The sequence below is a fragment of the Paractinoplanes durhamensis genome (assembly GCF_016862175.1).
In the GTDB taxonomy this organism is placed as follows: Bacteria; Actinomycetota; Actinomycetes; order Mycobacteriales; family Micromonosporaceae; genus Actinoplanes; species Actinoplanes durhamensis.
The window spans coordinates 39,523-57,213 of sequence record NZ_BOML01000070.1 but is presented as its reverse complement, the minus strand read 5'-3'; the positions used below and the strand labels follow the sequence as shown (position 1 = coordinate 57,213).

The 17,691-nt window shown below is 71.5% G+C and carries 20 protein-coding genes; 10 read left to right on the top strand and 10 right to left on the bottom strand.

All coding sequences use genetic code 11. From position 1 onward, the window contains the following. The first annotated feature begins 24 nt into the window (after positions 1 to 24). The gene (locus Adu01nite_RS40875; protein WP_203734793.1) at positions 25 to 1,140 is read left to right on the top strand and encodes a steroid 3-ketoacyl-CoA thiolase; all 1,116 of its coding nucleotides are present in this window, start codon (positions 25 to 27) and stop codon (positions 1,138 to 1,140) included. On the opposite strand, the gene pgfA is transcribed toward Adu01nite_RS40875, so the two are convergent. The 3 genes from pgfA to Adu01nite_RS40860 are packed head-to-tail and all read right to left on the bottom strand — an operon-like array spanning position 1,124 to position 4,153. Next, positions 1,124 to 2,134, bottom strand: a complete 1,011-nt coding sequence (gene pgfA, locus Adu01nite_RS40870) for a cell envelope lipid trafficking protein PgfA (RefSeq protein WP_203734733.1) — start codon at positions 2,132 to 2,134, stop codon at positions 1,124 to 1,126. The genes Adu01nite_RS40875 and pgfA overlap by 17 nt on opposite strands. Positions 2,135 to 2,192: 58 nt before the next feature. Next, the gene (locus Adu01nite_RS40865) at positions 2,193 to 2,966 is read right to left on the bottom strand and encodes an SDR family oxidoreductase (protein WP_203734732.1); all 774 of its coding nucleotides are present in this window, start codon (positions 2,964 to 2,966) and stop codon (positions 2,193 to 2,195) included. Then, the gene (locus Adu01nite_RS40860) at positions 2,963 to 4,153 is read right to left on the bottom strand and encodes an acyl-CoA dehydrogenase family protein (RefSeq protein WP_203734731.1); all 1,191 of its coding nucleotides are present in this window, start codon (positions 4,151 to 4,153) and stop codon (positions 2,963 to 2,965) included. Before Adu01nite_RS40860 ends, Adu01nite_RS40865 begins: the two co-directional genes overlap by 4 nt. Before the next feature lie 77 nt (positions 4,154 to 4,230). On the opposite strand from Adu01nite_RS40860, the gene Adu01nite_RS40855 reads away from it, so the two are divergent. The 5 genes from Adu01nite_RS40855 to Adu01nite_RS40835 are packed head-to-tail and all read left to right on the top strand — an operon-like array spanning position 4,231 to position 9,781. Then, positions 4,231 to 5,826 carry a FadD3 family acyl-CoA ligase gene (locus Adu01nite_RS40855; protein WP_203734730.1) on the top strand — a complete coding sequence of 532 codons (1,596 nt, stop codon included), beginning with the start codon at positions 4,231 to 4,233 and terminating at the stop codon, positions 5,824 to 5,826. Further along, positions 5,819 to 6,655: an enoyl-CoA hydratase gene (locus Adu01nite_RS40850; RefSeq protein ID WP_203734729.1), complete on the top strand. Its 837-nt coding sequence runs from the start codon at positions 5,819 to 5,821 to the stop codon at positions 6,653 to 6,655. The genes Adu01nite_RS40855 and Adu01nite_RS40850 overlap by 8 nt, the downstream gene beginning before the upstream one ends. After that, positions 6,652 to 7,752 (top strand): acyl-CoA dehydrogenase family protein, encoded by a 1,101-nt coding sequence (locus Adu01nite_RS40845; RefSeq protein ID WP_203734728.1) that lies wholly within the window; start codon positions 6,652 to 6,654, stop codon positions 7,750 to 7,752. The genes Adu01nite_RS40850 and Adu01nite_RS40845 overlap by 4 nt, the downstream gene beginning before the upstream one ends. Beyond that, the gene (locus tag Adu01nite_RS40840) at positions 7,749 to 8,759 is read left to right on the top strand and encodes an acyl-CoA dehydrogenase family protein (protein WP_203734727.1); all 1,011 of its coding nucleotides are present in this window, start codon (positions 7,749 to 7,751) and stop codon (positions 8,757 to 8,759) included. The genes Adu01nite_RS40845 and Adu01nite_RS40840 overlap by 4 nt, the downstream gene beginning before the upstream one ends. Beyond that, the gene (locus Adu01nite_RS40835; RefSeq protein WP_203734792.1) at positions 8,756 to 9,781 is read left to right on the top strand and encodes an acyl-CoA dehydrogenase family protein; all 1,026 of its coding nucleotides are present in this window, start codon (positions 8,756 to 8,758) and stop codon (positions 9,779 to 9,781) included. Before Adu01nite_RS40840 ends, Adu01nite_RS40835 begins: the two co-directional genes overlap by 4 nt. On the opposite strand, the gene Adu01nite_RS40830 is transcribed toward Adu01nite_RS40835, so the two are convergent. Then, entirely contained in the window at positions 9,666 to 10,700 is a 1,035-nt protein-coding gene (locus Adu01nite_RS40830; protein WP_239133094.1) for a tetratricopeptide repeat protein, read from the bottom strand. The genes Adu01nite_RS40835 and Adu01nite_RS40830 overlap by 116 nt on opposite strands. Positions 10,701 to 10,851: 151 nt before the next feature. Here Adu01nite_RS40830 and Adu01nite_RS40825 point away from each other — a divergent pair, with 151 nt between their 5' ends. The 3 genes from Adu01nite_RS40825 (at position 10,852) to Adu01nite_RS40815 (ending at position 12,862) form a co-directional block, all read left to right on the top strand. Beyond that, positions 10,852 to 11,580, top strand: a complete 729-nt coding sequence (locus Adu01nite_RS40825) for a hypothetical protein (protein WP_203734726.1) — start codon at positions 10,852 to 10,854, stop codon at positions 11,578 to 11,580. A gap of 65 nt (positions 11,581 to 11,645) precedes the next feature. After that, entirely contained in the window at positions 11,646 to 12,041 is a 396-nt protein-coding gene (locus Adu01nite_RS40820; RefSeq protein ID WP_203734725.1) for a hypothetical protein, read from the top strand. 173 nt (positions 12,042 to 12,214) lie between these two features. Beyond that, on the top strand, positions 12,215 to 12,862 hold the full coding sequence (locus Adu01nite_RS40815) for a hypothetical protein (RefSeq protein ID WP_203734724.1): 648 nt from the start codon (positions 12,215 to 12,217) through the stop codon (positions 12,860 to 12,862). 4 nt (positions 12,863 to 12,866) lie between these two features. Here the strand turns inward: Adu01nite_RS40815 and Adu01nite_RS40810 are convergent, their stop codons facing one another. After that, positions 12,867 to 13,274, bottom strand: a complete 408-nt coding sequence (locus Adu01nite_RS40810) for a YkvA family protein (protein WP_203734723.1) — start codon at positions 13,272 to 13,274, stop codon at positions 12,867 to 12,869. Positions 13,275 to 13,564: 290 nt separating this feature from the next. Between Adu01nite_RS40810 and Adu01nite_RS40805 the strand changes: the two genes are divergently transcribed. Next, on the top strand, positions 13,565 to 13,903 hold the full coding sequence (locus Adu01nite_RS40805; protein ID WP_203734722.1) for a YnfA family protein: 339 nt from the start codon (positions 13,565 to 13,567) through the stop codon (positions 13,901 to 13,903). Between the two features lie 6 nt (positions 13,904 to 13,909). Here Adu01nite_RS40805 and Adu01nite_RS40800 read toward each other — a convergent pair whose 3' ends face one another. The 5 genes from Adu01nite_RS40800 to hsaD all read right to left on the bottom strand — a co-directional run bounded on the left by Adu01nite_RS40800 (position 13,910) and on the right by hsaD (position 17,691). After that, positions 13,910 to 14,593, bottom strand: coding sequence for a cation efflux transmembrane domain-containing protein (locus Adu01nite_RS40800; protein ID WP_203734721.1), 684 nt, complete (start codon positions 14,591 to 14,593; stop codon positions 13,910 to 13,912). Beyond that, positions 14,593 to 14,922, bottom strand: coding sequence for an ArsR/SmtB family transcription factor (locus tag Adu01nite_RS40795; RefSeq protein WP_203734720.1), 330 nt, complete (start codon positions 14,920 to 14,922; stop codon positions 14,593 to 14,595). Before Adu01nite_RS40795 ends, Adu01nite_RS40800 begins: the two co-directional genes overlap by 1 nt. A 506-nt stretch (positions 14,923 to 15,428) precedes the next feature. Further along, positions 15,429 to 15,986, bottom strand: a complete 558-nt coding sequence (hsaB, locus tag Adu01nite_RS40790) for a 3-hydroxy-9,10-secoandrosta-1,3,5(10)-triene-9,17-dione monooxygenase reductase subunit (RefSeq protein ID WP_203734719.1) — start codon at positions 15,984 to 15,986, stop codon at positions 15,429 to 15,431. Next, the gene (hsaC, locus tag Adu01nite_RS40785) at positions 15,983 to 16,882 is read right to left on the bottom strand and encodes an iron-dependent extradiol dioxygenase HsaC (RefSeq protein WP_203734718.1); all 900 of its coding nucleotides are present in this window, start codon (positions 16,880 to 16,882) and stop codon (positions 15,983 to 15,985) included. The genes hsaB and hsaC overlap by 4 nt, the downstream gene beginning before the upstream one ends. After that, the gene (hsaD, locus tag Adu01nite_RS40780) at positions 16,879 to 17,691 is read right to left on the bottom strand and encodes a 4,5:9,10-diseco-3-hydroxy-5,9,17-trioxoandrosta-1(10),2-diene-4-oate hydrolase (protein WP_203734717.1); all 813 of its coding nucleotides are present in this window, start codon (positions 17,689 to 17,691) and stop codon (positions 16,879 to 16,881) included. Before hsaD ends, hsaC begins: the two co-directional genes overlap by 4 nt.

Genomic DNA, 17,691 nt, shown 5'->3' with positions numbered 1-17,691 from the left:
CACGTTCTAGGAATGGAGAGCCTCGTGGGCGTTCCGGTGATCGTCGAAGCGGTCCGTACCCCGATCGGCCGTCGTGGCGGCTGGCTGGCCGGTCTGCACCCGGCCGAGTTGCTCGGTGCGGCGCAGCGCGCGCTGCTCGACCGCACCGGCCTCGACCCGGCCCTGGTCGAGCAGGCCATCGGCGGCTGCGTCACGCAGGGCGGCGAGCAGAGCAACAACGTGACGCGTACGGCGTGGCTGCACGCCGGCCTGCCGCACACCACCGGCTGCGCGACGATCGACGCCCAGTGCGGCTCGGCGCAGCACGCCGCCCACCTGATCGCCGGCCTGATCGCGGCGGACGCCATCGAGGCCGGCGTCGCCTGCGGGGTGGAGTCGATGAGCCGCGTCCCGCTGCGCGCCAACCTCGGCGACGCCGGCCTCCCCCGCCCCGATTCGTGGGCGATCGACCTGCCCAATCAATACGTGGCGGCCGAGCGGATCGCCGACAAGCGCGGCCTGACCCGCGCCGACCTGGACGGCTTCGGGGTGCGCTCGCAGGCCAATGCGGCCCGCGCCTGGCAGGAGGGCCGCTTCGACCGCGAGGTGGTGCCGGTCGGCGAGGTCACCCGCGACCAGGGCCTGCGCGACACCACCGCGGCCGGCCTCGCCGGGCTGCGGCCGGTCCTGCCGGACGGCCGGCACACCGCCGGCACGTCCTCGCAGATCTCCGACGGCGCGGCCGCGGTCCTGCTGATGGACCTCGGCCTGGCCCGCCGGCTGGGCCTGCGGCCGCGGGCCCGGATCCTGGCCCAGTGCCTGGTCGGCGCCGAGCCCTACTACCACCTGGACGGGCCGATCGCGGCCACCGACCGGGTGCTGGCCCGCACCGGGATGAAGATCGACGACCTCGACGTGGTCGAGGTGAACGAGGCCTTCGCGAGCGTGGTGCTCTCCTGGCTGAGCGTGCACCGGGCCGACCCGGCCCGGGTCAACCCCAACGGCGGTGCGATCGCCCTCGGCCACCCGGTCGGCAGCACCGGCGCCCGGCTGCTCACCACCGCCCTGCACGAGCTGGAACGGTCGGGCGGTGGCACCGCGCTGGTCACCATGTGTGCCGGCGGCGCGATGTCCACCGCCACCGTCATCGAGCGGTTGTGAGCTCCGCGGGCTGCGGGCCGGCCGTCGCGCGGCGCCGCAGCAGCAGCACCCCGCCCAGCACCAGCAGCACGCCGAGGACGAGCAGGCCGATCGGCAGGTAGCGGCCCAGGAGCAGCAGCTGGGAGCGGCCGTCGCGGGCGTCGTCGAGGATGGCCTTGGCGGTGGCCTGGTCGTACTTGAAGGTCGCGTCGAGCAGCACCACGGTCGCCCCGGTGTCCGGCACGACCTCGCGGTGCTGCCGCTCCTGGTAGGCCACGATCGCCCCGGTCATCGGCTCCACCCACAGCGTGCGCGAGCCCTCGTAGGACATCGTGCCGGTGCGCGCGCCGGGCGCCAGGAAGGCCAGCAGGCCGGCCATGGTCGCCGCGTCGGCCGGCAGGTCGGTCTTCGGCACGGCCTGCTCGAAGCGGTAGGTGGTGAGGCCGTCGATCTTCTCGGTGCCCCGGTAGGCGATCGGCAGCGCCGTGCGCAGCGCGCCCTCCCAGTATTGATATTCCTTCTTCTGGGTGTCGAACGGGAACAGATAGAGCTGGCCGGTGAACGTGATGCTGCCCGGCACGCAGCCGGTGTTCTTCGACGGGTCCATCTGCGCCTCGAAGTAGCACTGCCCGGCCCACGGCACCGCCGCCCCGGACACCTGGTCGAGCGCGATCCTGCTCTCGGCCTGGCTGATCGGCACGCTCGACTCGACCCAGGTGGTGGTCTGCGCCGCGCCCCAGATCAGCGTGTTGTCGAGACTGGCCGCGGCCTTCGGGTCGGGGGTGACGACGGTCGTCGACCGCAGCGTGCCGTGCTGCACGGACACCTGCGGGCCGGTGGCCGACAGCTGGGCCGCGACGAAGGTGGCGCCGGGCGCCTCGACCGTCACGTCGGCGGGTTTGTAATCGGTAGGAACCTGTTTCTGCGAGGGGACGATCACCCACGCCAGAACTCCGGCAAAAATGACGCTGAGCAGGCCAACACCAACGAGAACTGCACCAGTAGCTCGCCGCATCGTGCACCTCCTGTGAGGTGGAACACGTTACAGTTTACTGGCCCGTAACGTCCAGCCTTCAGGGATGCTGACTGCTCACCGAGATCACCTCGCCGGTGAGGTAGGACGAATAGTCGCTGGCCAGGAACGCCACCACGGTCGCCACCTCCCACGGCTGCGCGGCCCGCCCGAACGCCTCCCGCCGGGCCAGCTCGGCCAGCTCGGGCTCGCTCATCACCCTGCTCAGGAACGGATGCTCGGCGAGGCTCGGCGCCACCGCGTTGACCCGGATGCCGTGCCCGGCCACGTCGAGCGCGACGCATCGGGTGAACGCCATGACCCCGGCCTTCGCCGCCGCGTAGTGCGCCTGCCCGGCCTGCGCCCGCCAGCCCAGCACCGAGGCGTTGTTGACCACCACCCCGCCGTCACCCTGCGCGATCATCTGCCGCAGCGCGGCCCGGGTGCAGCGAAAAGTGCCGCTCAGCGTGACATCGAGGACCCGCTCCCACTCACTGTCGGTCATCTCGGTGACCGCCCGCCGGCCGCCCAGCCCGGCGTTGTTGATCATCACATCGATCCGCCCGAACTCCTCGGCCGCCCCCGCCACCAGCCCACGCACGGCATCGTCATCGGTGACATCACAGACCAGGGTCAAAACCTTTTTCCCGTACGCCTCCGTCAGCCGAACGCCCGCCTCCGCAAGCCGCCGCTCGTGGTTGTCGCTGATCACCACCAGGGCGCCCTCGACCAGACATCGCTCGGCGATGGCAGCTCCGATCCCGGTGCCGGCCGCCGCGGTCACCACGACGACCTTCCCGTCGAGGAGCCCGTGCCCGGCCGGCGGGGCGATCACCGGCGGTCCTGGCGGGGCAGGCCGAGGACCCGCTCGGCGAGGATGCCGCGCTGGATCTCGTTGGAGCCGCCGTAGATGGTGTCGGCCCGGCTGAACAGGAACAGCCGCCGCCAGCGGTCGGCCTCGTCGTCGCCGGGCGCGGCGGCCACCCCGCGCGGCCCGAGCACGGTCATCGCCAGCTCGCCGAGCCCCTGCCGCCACCGCGACCAGAGCAGCTTGATCACCGTCGCGGTGCCGGCCGCGGGCGGCGCGGCCAGCACCCGCAGGGTGTGCGCCCGCAGCACGGTCAGGTCGATCCAGGCCCGGGTCAGCCGCTCGCGGACGGCCGGGTCGTCGGCCACGCCGGTGCGCCGGGCCAGCGCCACCAGGTCGTCGAGATCACGCTGGAAGCCGACCTGCTGCCCGACGGTGGCCGCGCCGCGCTCGAAGCCGAGCGTCGCCATCGCCACCCGCCAGCCCTGGCCGGGCTCCCCCACCACCAGGTCGCGCTCGGTGCGCGCCTCGTCGAAGAAGACCTCGTTGAACTCGCTGTCCCCGGTGAGCTGCCGGATCGGCCGCACCGTGATCCCGGCCTGGCGCATCGGCACGAGCAGATAGGACAGCCCGGCGTGCCGGGACGCCCCGTCGGGGACCGGCGCGGTGCGGACCAGCATGAAACACCAGTCGGCCACGTGCGCGAGCGACGTCCACACCTTCTGCCCGGTGATCACCCACTGGTCGCCGTCGAGCCGGGCGCGGGTGGTGACCGCGGCCAGGTCGGAGCCGGCCCCGGGCTCGGAGTAGCCCTGGCACCACAGCTCGGTGGCCGTGGCGATCCCGGGCAGGAACCGCTGCCGCTGCGCGGGCGTGCCGAGCGCGATGAGCGTGGGCCCGACCATGGTGAGCCCGATGTGGTCGACCCGGCCGGGGGCACCGGACCGTGCGTATTCCTCGTGGAAGATCACCTGCCGCGCCAGCGACGCGCCCTGCCCGCCGTGCTCGGCCGGCCAGGCCAGGGTGGACCAGCCCGCCGCGGCCAGCCGTCGGGCGAACTCCGAGCGCTGCTCGAAGGCCTCATTTTCCCGGCCGGCGCCACCCGCACCGCGCAGATCGTCGGTGACATTGGCGGCGAACCAGTCCCGGATCTCGCGCCGGAACTCCCGGTCTTCGTCCACTGGCGTCGCCTCCTGCTCCACGCGTACGCTCACCCTACCAAGCACTTGCTTGGTTTCGCATCCACTGTTCTGGATCTTCGAGAGGCAGTGCTGGATCTTCAGGAGGGCTGGTGGACTCGACGATTCCGGCCGCCATAACCAGCGCGGCCCGTGCGTTCGGTTCGTCGCCGGCCCTGGTCGAGCCGGGCGCCGAGCGGCTCGACTACGAGCAACTCCTCGCCGAGGTTCGCCGGGTGGCACGGGCCCTGATCGCCGCCGGATTGCAGCCGGGCGACCGCCTGGCGCTCTGGGCGCCGAACTCCGCGCAGTGGGTGCTGGCCGCGCTCGGCGCGAGCTACGCCGGCGTCACCCTGGTGCCGGTCAACACCCGGTTCACCGGCGTCGAGGCGCTCGACGTGATCCGGCGCAGCGGCGCCCGTGGTCTGGTCGTGGTCGGCCCGTTCCTCGGCACCGACCGGCTCGCGGCCCTGCGCGCCGCCGCCGCGGGCTCACCACTTGCCGGCCCTGACGTCCAGCTCCCCGCGGGCACACCACTTCCCGGCCATGACGTCCAGCTCCCCGCGGGCACACCGCTTCCCGGCCTGATCGTCCAGCTCCCCGGCGGCTGGCCCGAGTTTCTGGCCGGCGGCGACGCGATCGACGATCGGGAGGCCGACGCCCGCGCCGCCGCGGTGGAGCCCGACGCGGTCGCCGACATCCTCTTCACATCGGGCACGACCGGCCGCAGCAAGGGCGTGATGAGCGCGCACCGGCAGTCTTTGGCGGTGGCCGCCGCCTGGGCCGGCATCGCCGGGTTGACCCCCGACGACCGCTACCTGGTGGTCAACCCGTTCTTCCACAGCTTCGGCCTCAAGGCCGGCATCCTGGCCTGCGTGGTCAGCGGCGCCACCATCGTGCCGCAGGCGGTGTTCGACGTGCCGCGCACGCGGGCGCTGATCGGCGCCGAACGGATCACCGTGCTGCCCGGCCCGCCCACCCTCTACACCAGCCTGATGGACCACCCCGACGCCGACCGGGCCGACCTGGCGAGCCTGCGCCTCGCGGTGACCGGCGCGGCCACCGTCCCGCCGGCCCTGGTCGACCGGATGCGCAAGGAGCTGGGCGCCGACGTGCTCACCGCGTACGGGCTGACCGAGGCGGTGGTGGCCACCATGTGCCGGCCCGGCGACGACGCGCGAACCGTGGCTGAGACCTGCGGGCGGGCCGCCGCCGGCTTCGAAGTGCGGATCGCGGAGTCCGGTGGGGAAGTGTTGCTGCGCGGGCCCAACATGATGCTCGGCTACCTGGACGACCCGGACGCCACCGCCGCCGCGATCGACGCCGACGGGTGGCTGCACACCGGCGACATCGGCCGGCTCGACGACAACGGCTACCTGACGATCACCGACCGGCTCAAGGACATGTATATCTGCGGCGGCTTCAACGTCTACCCGGCCGAGGTGGAGCGCGCCCTGGCCGCGCTGCCCGGGGTGGCCGAGTCCGCGGTGATCGGGGTCGCCGACGCCCGGCTCGGCGAGGTCGGCAAGGCGTTCGTGGTGGGCCGCCCCGGCCACCCGCTCACCGAGCCCGAGGTGATCGAGTTCTGCCGGGGCCGGCTGGCCGGCTACAAGGTGCCGCGCTCGGTCGAGCTGCGCGCCGAGCTGCCGCACAACGCCTCCGGCAAGGTCCTCAAATACCTGCTGCGGACGGAGGCGGCCGATGGCTGACGAGGTGCGCTACGAACGCCGCGGCGTGGTCGCGCTGGTGACGATGAACCGGCCGCGCTACCGCAACGCGCAGAACTCGGCGATGACGTACGCCCTGGACGCCGCGTTCACCCGGGCCGTCGACGACGACGAGGTCCGGGTGATCGTGCTGGCCGGGGCGGGCGAGCACTTCTCGGCCGGCCACGACATCGGCACCCCCGAGCGGGACGCCGACATCGAGTTCCCCCGGCGCGCGGCGATCTGGTGGGACCACACCGGCAAGGAAGGTGCCGACCGCCGCTACGCCCGCGAGGTCGAGGTCTACCTCGGCATGTGCCGGCGGTGGCGGGAGATCCCGAAACCGGTGATCGCCATGGTGCAGGGTGCCTGCATCGCCGGCGGCCTGATGCTGGCCTGGGTGTGCGACCTGATCGTGGCGGCCGAGGACGCGTTCTTCGCCGACCCGGTGCTGCGGATGGGCATCCCCGGCGTCGAGTATTTCGCGCATCCGTGGATGCTCGGCCCCCGCTTCGCCCGCGAGGTGCTGTTCACCGGCGACCGCTTCGACGCCCGCCGGGCGTACGAGATCGGCATGGTCAATCGCGTGGTGCCGCGCGCCGAGCTCGAGCCCGCGGTGCTCGCGCTGGCCGAGCGGATCGCCGCGATGCCGCCGTTCGGCCTCGCCCTGGCCAAGCGCGCGGTCAACCAGTGCGAGGACCTGATGGGCATGCGAGCCGGCATGGACTCGGTCTTCGGCCTGCACCACGTCGCGCACGCGCACAACGCCGAGGTCACCGGCAACCCCCTCGCCGGCCTCGACCCGGCCGCCATGAAGAAAGCCTCCTCATGAACCTCGACCTGCCCGCGGAGGCCGTCGCCTTCCGGGCCGAGGTGCGCGCCTGGCTGGCCGCGAACGTCCCGGCCGAGCCGCTGCCCAGCGTCGACACCCCGGCCGGCGACGCCGCGCACCGCGCCTGGGAGCACCGGCTGGCCGACGCGGGCCTCGCGGTGGTGTCCTGGCCGGAGCGCTACGGTGGCCGGGCCGTCCCGCCGCTGCACGCCCTGCTGTTCGACGAGGAGTACCACGCCGCCCACGCCCCGGCCCGGATCGGCCAGAACGGCCTGTTCCTGCTCGCCCCGACCCTGCTCGCGCACGGCACGCCGGAGCAGCGCGACCGCATCCTGCCGCCGATGGCCCGGGCCGACCAGGTGTGGGCGCAGGCCTGGTCCGAGCCGGAGGCCGGCAGCGACCTGGCCGCCATCCGCTCCCGGGCCCAGCGCGCCGAGGGTGGCTGGCTGTTGTCCGGCCAGAAGACGTGGAGTTCGCGCGCGGTGGTGGCCGACCGGGCGTTCGGGTTGTTCCGCTCCGACCCCGGCGCCGGTCGGCATCGCGGTCTCACCTACCTGATGTTCGACCTGCGCGCCCCCGGGGTGACCGTGCGGCCGATCCGGCAGCTCGACGGCGACCCCGGCTTCGCCGAGATCTTCCTGGACGACGTGTTCGTCCCCGACGCGGACGTGATCGGCGAGCCCGGCGACGGCTGGCGGGTGGCGATGAGCACCGCCGGGCACGAGCGCGGCCTCAGCCTGCGCGCCCCCGGCCGGTTCATGGCCGCCGCCCAGCGCCTGATCGAGCTGTGGCCGGAGCACGAGGAGCAGGCCCTGCGGGATCGGGTCGTGGATGCTTGGATCGGCGCCCAGGCGTACCGGATGCGCGCCTTCGCCGCCCTCGACTCCCCCGCCGAGGCGAGCTTCACCAAGCTGTTCTGGTCCGAGCTGGACGTGTCCCTGCACGAGACCGCGCTCGACCTGCTCGGCCCGCACGCCGAGACCGACGCGGCGTGGACCGACGGCTATCTGTTCGCCCTGGCCGGCCCGATCTACGCGGGCACCAACGAGATCCAGCGCGGCATCCTCGCCCAGCGCGTGCTCGGACTCCCTCGATGAAGCTCGTCCCCTCCCCCGAGCAGACCGATTTCGCGGCCGCGCTGCACGACCTTCTGTCCGCGGCCGCGGTGCCGGACGCCGCCGCCAGCTGGGCGGCCGGCGACCACGCCCCCATCCGGCAGATCTGGTCCCGGCTGGCCGAGGCCGGGGTAACCGCACTGGCCGTCCCGGCCCGCTGCGGTGGCCTCGACGCCACCCCGGCCGACCTGGTCATCGCCGCCGAAGAGCTGGGCCGCCACGCATTCCCCGGCCCGGTCGCCGAGTGCCTCGCGGCCGTACCGACCCTCCTGGCCGCCCTCAGCGAGACGGACCTCAACGACACGACGGGTCGCCGCTCGGCGACGCCCGGTCGCTGGCTGTCCGACCTGGCCGCCGGCCGTGTCCTGGCGACCCTGGCCGCACCGCCGTGGCTGCCCTACGCCGCCGACGCGGACGCCGCCGACCTGGTGCTGCTCGCCGACCGGGACGAGGTCGGCGTGGCCCGCCCCGGCGCGGCTCACGCCTCGATGGACCACACCCGGCGCCTGTTCGAGGTCTCCCCGGCCGGCCCGCGGACGCCGTGCCCCGCGATCGGCCGCGCCCTCGACTTGGGCGCGCTCGTGTGCGCCGCCCAGCTGCTGGGCGCCGGCCGGGCGTTGCTCGAGGCGGCGGTGTCCCATGCGCGGGCCCGGGTCCAGTTCGGCCGTCCGATCGGCTCGTTCCAGGCCATTCAGCAGCAACTGGCCGACGTCGCGGTCGGCCTGGAGTTCGCCCGGCCGCTGCTGCACGCGGCCGCGGTGACGATGGCCGCCCGGGACGTCTCGGCCGCCAAGGTGGCCTGCTCGGACGCGGCGTGCCGGGCCGCCCGGGTGGCGCTGCAGGTGCACGGCGCGATCGGCTACACGCAGGAGCACGACCTGGGCCGCCGGCTGACGAAGGTGCGGGCGCTGAGCCTGGCCTGGGGCACCCCGGCGGACCACCGCGCCCGGGTGATGGCGGAGCTGACCAAGGGGGCCGCATGGAACTGACCGAGGAGCACCGGGCACTGCGCGACGCCGTACGCGGCCTGTTGTCGGGGTATTCCACCCGGGTGGCGGTCGAGCAGGAGGCCGGGTTCGACGCCGGCCTCTGGCAGCGGCTGTGCAAGGAGATCGGGGTGGCGGGTCTGGCCGTGCCGGAGTCGTACGGCGGTGCCGGAGCTTCCCTGCTCGAATCGGTCGTGGTTCTTGCTGAATGGGGGCGGGCGCTTACCCCCGGGCCGATGCTGGGCTGCGGGGTGCTCGCCACCCAGGTGCTTCTGCGCGCCGGTGATGCGGAAGCCTGCGAACGCCTCCTGCCGGGCATCTGCGCCGGCGACCGGATCGCCGCGCTGGCCTGGCAGGGCGATGTCTCCGCTGACGGCGGGCGGCTGACCGGCGAGGCCCAGCAGGTGCTCGACGCCGAGGCCGCGGAGGTCCTGCTGGTGGTGGCGGGTGGGGCGCTCTGGGAGGTGGATATATCCGAGGTCACGGTGCAGGCAGCCGACGTGCTCGACTCGACCCGGCGGCTGGCCTTGGTCGGGCTGGCCGACGTGCCGGGGCGTCGCGTCGGGGGCGACGATGGTCTGGGGCCGTGGCTGCGCGACTTGGCCTGTGTAGCGCTCAGTGCTGAGCAGGTGGGGGCGGCGGCTAAGGCCTTTGAGGCCACCCATGAGTATGTGCAGCAGCGGGTCCAGTTCGGGCGGCCGATCGGGTCGTTCCAAGTTTTGCAGCATCGCCTGGCCGAGGCATATCTTCGGTTGGAGGCGGCTACTACGGCCTCGTGGACTGCGGCGGAGGCATTCGTCGCTGGATCGCCCTCGGCTTCGACGCTGGCTGGGATGGCCAAGGTTTACTGCTCGGAGGCTCTGCAGGCGGTTGCTGCTGAGATGGTTCAGATGCATGGCGGGCTGGCGATCACCTGGGAGCACGACGCTCATTTGTATCTGCGTCGCTCGTACGCATCTGCTCAGCTCTTCGGGTCGCCTGCCTTTTATCTTGACCGGTTGGGGTCGGCGCTTCTTGCTGGTTGAAGACCTTGAAGGCTCTGCCCTCAAACTCCCGGCCGAGCGCTCGGAGACCGGCCGAGGTGGGTGGGTGGGCCGGTTTGGGCGGTCTGCTCGCGGCCAAGGTGTCTCCGCCCTCCGCGGCCTGGCGGAAGTGTCGCTCGGCACCGGTCAGGTCGCCTTGGCTTTCGAGCAGGTTCGCGAGGTTGTGGTGTGCGTGCGTGTCGCCGAGCTCTGCGCCTGCCCGGTAGGCGGCTTCGGCAGCCGCATCGTCTTCCAAGACATCGGCGTATAGGTTTCCCAGCGGAACCATGCTTTCGGTTTCGCCCAACTCCATGCCGCGCAGGAACACTCGGCGCCCCTCCTCCACACGCCCGGTCTCCACCAGCAGGCTGCCTAGGTCCGCGCGGGCCGAGGGGTAAAGCTCCGCTGCGGCGCGCAGGGCAGGCTCGAGGGAAGGGTCGAGGCTCGTGCACCACCGCCAGCAGGCCAGCACCGCTGCGGCCAGGTTGTTGCCCGCTGCCTCGGCGCGTTCCATCGCTTCGAAGGCTGCGGGACGCTCACCCTGCTCCCGCAGGGAGAAGGCCAGTGAGACGGCGCCGGCGCTGTCGCCAGCCCGCTCGGCCTGTTCGTACGCGCGCATCGCGCCGGCCAGGTCGCCGAGGTCGTCCAGCACCATGCCGAGGTTCAGCCACGCATCGGTCTCGCCACGCTCGAGGGCAAGCTCGTAGGCGTCCACCGCCTCCGTCAAGCGTCCCTGCCCAGCCAGGCTGTTGCCGAGGTTGAACGCGCCGGCGGCCTCGCCTAGCTCCGACACCCGCCGGAAGCAGTACTCTGCGCCTTCGGCCTCGTCGCTGTCCGCGAGGTCGCACCCGATGCTGAGCAGTTCGTCAACATCGGAGGTCGCCTGCGCCTGGCGCAGCAACCGAGCTGAGGTCGTCTCCACGATCTTGATCGTGCCTCACGTGGCCGCCGATGCGCGAACGAGAAAGCACTGGTCGAACGCCGCGAATCGCGGAAACCGGTGTTGATCAACGATTAGCGTGCGACCAGTGCGCGAGATCGCAGGGGGGGCAAACGTGCCGGGTAGCGTTGCAGTGGGGCCGTCCGGGCTGATCGTCCGGGAGGGCGATCTCGTCGAGGCGAGCGGCCCGGTCGAGGCAGGTTCGAGGATGTGCTCGCCGGCCCCGGACCCCCTCCTGTTCGACACTCCCTGCCGGTGGGGCATCCAGGTCCCGGGCGTCGAACCGACGCCCGGCGCGACAGTGCGCGGGCGGTGGCACCCGGGCCGGCTGTCCGACATCCAGCGGATGCCGTACTCGCCCCCGTCGACCGGCCGGCTCGGGGATCCCGATATGCCGCCGGACACCCCGCCGTGCCCGGCACCCGCCGGTGGTTGGCGCGACGGCGAGGACTGGTCCGACGAGCCGGTCCGCGACTACGTACGCGCACATGCCGAGCAGTTCGCCGAGCCGTTCGCGACCCACGTCGGGAACGCCCGCGTCCTGGTGGTCGAGGTGGTCAGCGGCGACGTGGACCAGGCCCGCGCGGCGTTGCGGGCGATGTACACCGGCAACCTCTGCGTGGTCGGTGTACCCGGCGGGCACAGCATCGCCGCCGAGGACAGGCTGCAGGCCACCACCGGCGAAGCAATCGGGGCGCTGATGGACGGGACCGGCCAGTCGGGCATCTACCTGGCCGGCTCGGAGAACGGCAGGATGCGGGTGATGATGGTCCAGTTGACCGAGCCCCTGTACGACAAGCTGGCCGCGATCGGCCTCGACCACCTGATCCTCGACCCATGGATCCGCCCGGTCACCCCGTGACCAGCTGGGTGGTGTGCGACGGAAGCTGTACCAGCCCCGTCGTGGCGGTAGTGAATGATCGTGAGATGCCCTTCTTGGTCGATGTTTGTGTCGTCTTCTTCGCCCGCCAAGGCTTGCCTTCGCCCGTCAGAGCGGCCGCTGAGCAACAACGGCTCGTCCCCGGCGAACGGGTCGAGGTCGTCCTACGTGCGGGAGTTGGTTTCGACGATGGCGATCTCACCGAACGAGGATGGTTCTTCGACACAGACGCGTTTTCCGCGCGCCTCGCGGTATGGGCTGAGCTGCTCGCCAACGGTCCGTGGACCGAACAGTTCGCCTTCCGGCCGACATTCGAGCTGGTTGCCCGCCACGTGTATGGCGAACTCGCTCCCGAGGTCCCCGGCCTGGCCTTCGTGGAACTCGAAGACCGTACATACGGCAGCCGCACCCGCTATGCGCCCGTACCTTGGTCAGTGAGCTAGCAAGACTCGTCCGCTTGCGCTCACATTGCTGGTCTGCGTCGTATGGTTTGGCCGTGCCTAGCCGTGGGGTTCGTCTTCGTTCTGTCGATACGAATCCGTCCGAGTGGCCCAGCCGCCTTCTGCCCTCTCGGGCCTCGCGGGGCGCGGAGCGGTTCGCCAAGTGCGCCACCGTCGTGACGAAGCTGTACAGCCTGCATCTGGACACCGGGGCGCCGCTGCTGGCGCAGACCTCCTGGGCTCGATTCATCCCGGTCGAGATGTCTGTCTCGGGAGCCGCGCGCTTCTCCGGCGTTGCCATGACGGCCTCCCTGGGCTTGGGCGAGGTGCATGACGCGCCCTACGACCCGGCGGTGCTCGAACTCCCGGACCATGAGCGGCGGCCCGCGATCCTCGACTGGTTGCAGGATCACCTGCTGCAACTCGCCGCGTCGCTGGACTGGGACACCGGGCCGCTGGAGGCCGCTTACCAAGCCTGCCTTCGCGACGGGTGCCGGTTCCGGCAAACCGGGGCGCCGAAAGCCAGCGCGGACCGCCGGTACCGAGCGCACGTCGAGTTCGAGATCGACGGCGAGGGCGACGGCTGGTCTTGGGTGGAGGTGAAGGACCCGGCGGGCGCCGTGATCCTGCGTAGTGAGCGACGGGACAGCCCGGCATCCATCACGGCATCGGGCCGGGTACGGCGTTCCGTGCGCTGGCAGGGAGCCGAGGTCACCTGGATGCCGTGGGTCGATGACATTGCCCCGAAGGGCTACGAAGAGTGGGTCGGGCACGTCGAGCGCCTGGCGCTGGAGGACGGGAAGCTGCCAGGCGCTACGGCCTGATCGGTCAGCGGTCGAGGCCGGTGAGGCGGGTCAAGGCGGCGAAGCCCTCGTCGGTTCCGGGCCAGTGCCGGTGGACGGCGTCCAGGCCGGCTCGGCGGACGGTGGAGCGCAGCACGACCATCGTGATGATGGCGTCGTCGGCGTAGCCGAGAACGGGGATGAAGTCGGGGATCAGGTCGAACGGGAGCGCCAGGTAGGCGAGGAGCAGGCCGAGGCGAACCCGGACGCCGCGCGGCAGGTTCCGGTCGGCGGCGAGGCGGCGCAGCAGCCTCAGCAGGTCGGGCAGAAGCCGTAGCGCTTCGGTGAGCTGCGACTTGCCCGGCCTGGCGGCCAGCAGCACGATCAGCAGAACGACCCAGGTCAGCAGCAGTGCCACGCCGACGCCGATCAGGGTTTGCCACCACCAGGCCAAGACACTTCACCATCCTCGTTGCCGACCGTCGAACGGCCGGTGCGGCCAGCCGAGTTCGACGACCTGTTCGCCTCCGCGCTGCGCGCCCAGTACCGGCCGTCGCCCACGACGCTACGCCGGGAGCTCGATCCGGCGACGGAACGCTGCGGCTGGACATCGAGGTGCCACCCGAACACGTAGCGGTCCTCGACGCCCTCGCCCGGCGGGCCACCGCCGGCATCCGCCCGTGACCGGCCTGCGCAGCCATTCGGCACCATCGCCGATGATCATCCGACGGTAGGTTGCCGAACATGACCGTAGCCCGTTCCATCCTGCTGTTCGTCCTGGCCGCGTTAGCCGAGATCGGTGGCTGCTGGCTCATCTGGCAGGGCTGGCGAGAGCACCGCGGCCTCTGGTGGATCGCCGCCGGCGTGGTCGCGCTCGGCGCCTACGGTTTCGTAGCCACGCTGCAGCCGGACGCCAACTTCGGCCGCATCCTGGCCGCCTACGGCGGCATCTTCGTAGCCGGCTCACTGGCCTGGGGCATGGTCGTCGACAAGTTCCGCCCCGACCGCTGGGACATGATCGGCGCCACCATCTGCCTACTGGGCGTCGCCGTCATCATGTACGCCCCCCGAGCCACCCCCTGACGAAACTCAGTGGTCGCCGCCGCAGCACCCGGTAGCGGCGGAGACGGGCGCAGCCGCGCAACAGCTGTCACCCTTCCAGGCCGCACGGCCTTCCTTGACCGCCACCGCAGCGATGACAAGTGCGGCGATCGGGTCGGCCCAGCTCCACCCGAAGAGGCTGTTGACCGCGAGGCCGACAAGCAGGACCGCGGACAGATAGGTGCACAGAAGAGTCTGTTTGGAGTCGGCGACCGCGGTCCGGGACCCGAGCTCACGCCCGGCACGGCGCTGAGCCCAGGACAGGCCGGGCATCACCGCGAGCGACACCGCGGCAAGAACGAGACCGACGGTCGAATGCCCGGCGTGCGCGTCCCCAAGCAGGGCACGGACGGATTCAACGGTGACGTAGGCGGCAAGCGCGAAGAACGAAACCGCGATGATCCGCAGCGCGACCTTCTCCCGGGCCTCAGGATCACGGCCGGCGAACTGCCAGGCGACCGCCGCAGCCGACGAGACCTCGATAACGGAGTCCAGCCCGAACCCGATGAGCGCGGTCGAGCCGGCGGCTGCTCCGGCGCTGATGGCAACGACGGCCTCGACCACGTTGTAGGTGATGGTCGCCGCCACCAGCAGCCGGATCCGACGGCCGAGCAGCGCCCGGCGACCAGCGTCCGGGCCGGCTGCGGAAAGCGAGATCAGCGGCAGGTCCATCAGCAGCAGCCCTTGGCGGCGGAGTCCGGGCAGGCAGCCGGGTCAACCGCAAGAACAAGACCGAGCAGGTCATCCAAGGCGTGCCGAATGCGACTGTCGGCGAGCTCATAGCGGGTACGCCGCCCCTCCGGCACGGCCACAACAAGACCACAGCCACGAAGACAGGCAAGGTGATTGGACAGATTCTGCCGGGTCACCCCAAGCGAGTCGGCCAGCTCAGCCGGATACCCAGGCGCCACCCGAAGCGAAAGCAACAGCCGAGCCCGAGTGGCATCCGACAGAGCATGGCCAAACCGAGCAAGAACCTGACCATGCGCAACAGTCTCCACGCCAGGGACAGTACACCAGATCCTGTATTCAGAAACCGATGTACAGTCCAGAAATCTAACGCGGGCCTTCGCGACGAGCAGGAGTCCACGGTGCTGAATCCGCGAGCCTCACAGCCGCGGGAACGACCCAAGCTCGCAAACCCGACCCGAGTGTCCTACCGTGACCACCCACCCAGACCCCACCCCAAAGCGCAAGGGAAGCTGGACCTTCGGCCGCAACCGGCACGGTCTCGCTCGCGTAACCCCGCACCAGGCCGGGCCCGCCCAAGAGACTCCCGCACAGAGACCACAGCGCGGCAGCCAGACCACCCACCCGCCAGGTGACCGCTCACCCTGACCAGGCACCCAGCGGCCGGCGACCCATCGCCAAGCCGCCGCGGGCTCCCCCGCGAGGTTGAGGGCCGGGGTGCCCACTCACGGCATAGAAACGCTCCACCCGCCGTGAGTGGGCACCCCGGCCCTCAGCCGTCCTCCCGCAAGAAAGCCCAACCCACAAAGCAGACAGCTCAAATCCAATCGGTATGCCGAGGCCAGGCAAGAAGAGTGTCAACGACTTCAGGCGAAACGCTGGGCGAGACCGGCCCAGCAGTGCGATAACGGCCTTTGAAGAACAACAGCGGCCCATCCACGCCGCACGAGCCGAGCGCCTGCACTCGACCGACCACGATCGAGTGATCCCCGCCCGGATGCACCGCCTCGACCGAGCAAGAAGCCCAGGTCAACGCACCATGCAGGATCGGCACCCCGCCCGGCGCCGGCGTCCACTCCACCCCGGCGAACTTGTCGGCCCGCCGCGTGCCGAACGCCCGGGACAGCTCGTGATGCCCCTCGGCCAAGACATTGACGCAGAACAGGCCAACCCGCTGGATCCGGCGCCACGTGTCCGACGTCGACTGTGGGCAGAACAGCACCAGCGGCGGGTCCAGGGACAGTGGGGTGAAGGCCTGGCAGGCGAAACCGGCCGGGCCGTCCTCGTCGGCTGTCGTGACGATCGTGACGCCGGTGCAGAAGTGGCCGAACACCCGGCGGAACTCCCGGGTGTCCACCGCCGGGACGGTGGTCACCCGGCCCTCAGGAACCGATGACCCCACACGCTGTGCGCGGTGGTCTGGCGGGCCACCCAGGTCTCGTCGTCCACCGTCCGGCCGCCGTACCCGTACTCGATGTCGAAGCCGCTCGGGGTGCGCACGTAGAACGAGATCATGTCGTCGTTCGCGTGCCGGCCCAGGGTGGAGATCATCGGGGCTTTGTTCTTGGCGCAGCGGTCGATGGCCAAACCTACGTCGTCGATCGACGATGTCTCGGTCATCAGGTGGATCAGGCCGCTGGGGGCGGGGATCGGGGCCAGCGCGACGCTGTGGTGGCGGGGGCTGCAGCCGAGGAAGCGCATCCACAGCGGCTCGTCGGTGTGCGGCAGGCCGACGTGTTCGGGGACCAGGCGCATCGTGTCGCGCAGGCGGAAGCCGAGGATCTCGGTCCAGAAGTGCAGGGACGCCGCGTCGTCGAAGGCGGGCAGCACGACGTGGCCCATGCCCTGGTCGCCGGTGACGAACCTGGTGCCGTAGTTGCTCAGCGCCGGGCGGGTGTCCAGGGCGGCGCCGCAGAAGAACTCCAACCGGTTGCCGGACGGGTCGTCGACGCTGATCATCTCGGCCACCCGGCGGACGGCGAGGTCGTCGGGGCCGGCCGGTTTGAACGCCACGCCGGCCGCGTCCAGGGCGCCGGCCAGCCGGCCCAGGGCGGCCGGGTCGGCCAGCTCCCAGCCGCTGGCGGCCAGGCGGTCGCGGTCGCCGGGGACCACCACGATGCGGGCCGGCAGGTCGTCCATGCGCAGGTAGACGGCCGTCGGGTCGGGGCCTCGGCCCTCGGTCATGCCCAGCACCTTGACGCCGAACTCGCGCCAGGCGGGGACGTCGGTTGCCTCGACCCGCAGGTAGCCGAGGGATCGGATGAGACTCACGGCCTGTCCCCTTCCAGGAAGTCGAATGCCAGGCGGTTGAACTCGTCGAATTTCTCCAGGTGGGCCCAGTGGCCGCAGCCGCCGAAGACGTGCAGCCGGCAGCGCCGGATGAGCTTGAGCGCGACCAGGGCGCCGTCCAGCGGGTTGACCCGGTCCTCGCGGCCCCACACGAGCAGCACCTCGTTGCGGAGGCGATGGGCGTCGCGCCAGAGCAGGCCGTCCTCGTAGCGGGCCGGGTCGGTGAAGGAGGCGCCCATCTCGCGCAGGGCGCGAAGGGCGGCCGGGGTGGTGGCGGCGGCGAGGCGTTCGTCGATCAGCTCGTCGGTGATCAGGGAGGGATTGAAGACGAGGGTACGGAGGAAGCCGGCCATCCGTTCCCGGGTGGGGCCGGCCCCGAACGCACCCAGTCGTTTGACGCCCTCGGTCGGGTCGGCGGCGAACACGTTGAGGCTGAGACCGCCGGGGCCCATCAGCAGGAGCCGGCCGGCCCGGGACGGGTGGCGCAGCGCGAACCGGACCGCGGTGCCGCCGCCGAGCGAGTTGCCGATCAGGTCGACCCGGTCGAGGCCGAGCTCGTCGAGCTGGGCGGCGAGGGCGTCGGCCGAGTGGGTGAAGTACTGCGAAGTGATCGGACCCAGCTCGGAGCGGCCGTAGCCGGGCTGGTCGACGGCGATCGTGTCGAAGCGTTTGGCGAAGACCGGGATCGTACGGCCGAAGTTGCTCCAGGCCGACGCTCCCGGACCACCGCCGTGCAGGAGGACGACCGGGGTGCCGCCGGTCGGGCCGGCCCGGTGGAAGTGGAGTGTCAT

Coding starts and splice junctions, on each gene's coding strand:
- Adu01nite_RS40800 (WP_203734721.1), bottom strand. CDS start 14,593: ATGGACCTGCCGCTGATCTCGCTTTCCGCAGCCGGCCCGGACGCTGGT.
- Adu01nite_RS40845 (WP_203734728.1), top strand. CDS start 6,652: ATGAACCTCGACCTGCCCGCGGAGGCCGTCGCCTTCCGGGCCGAGGTG.
- Adu01nite_RS40840 (WP_203734727.1), top strand. CDS start 7,749: ATGAAGCTCGTCCCCTCCCCCGAGCAGACCGATTTCGCGGCCGCGCTG.
- Adu01nite_RS40820 (WP_203734725.1), top strand. CDS start 11,646: ATGCCCTTCTTGGTCGATGTTTGTGTCGTCTTCTTCGCCCGCCAAGGC.
- Adu01nite_RS40850 (WP_203734729.1), top strand. CDS start 5,819: ATGGCTGACGAGGTGCGCTACGAACGCCGCGGCGTGGTCGCGCTGGTG.
- hsaD (WP_203734717.1), bottom strand. CDS start 17,691: ATGACACTCCACTTCCACCGGGCCGGCCCGACCGGCGGCACCCCGGTC.
- Adu01nite_RS40805 (WP_203734722.1), top strand. CDS start 13,565: ATGACCGTAGCCCGTTCCATCCTGCTGTTCGTCCTGGCCGCGTTAGCC.
- pgfA (WP_203734733.1), bottom strand. CDS start 2,134: ATGCGGCGAGCTACTGGTGCAGTTCTCGTTGGTGTTGGCCTGCTCAGC.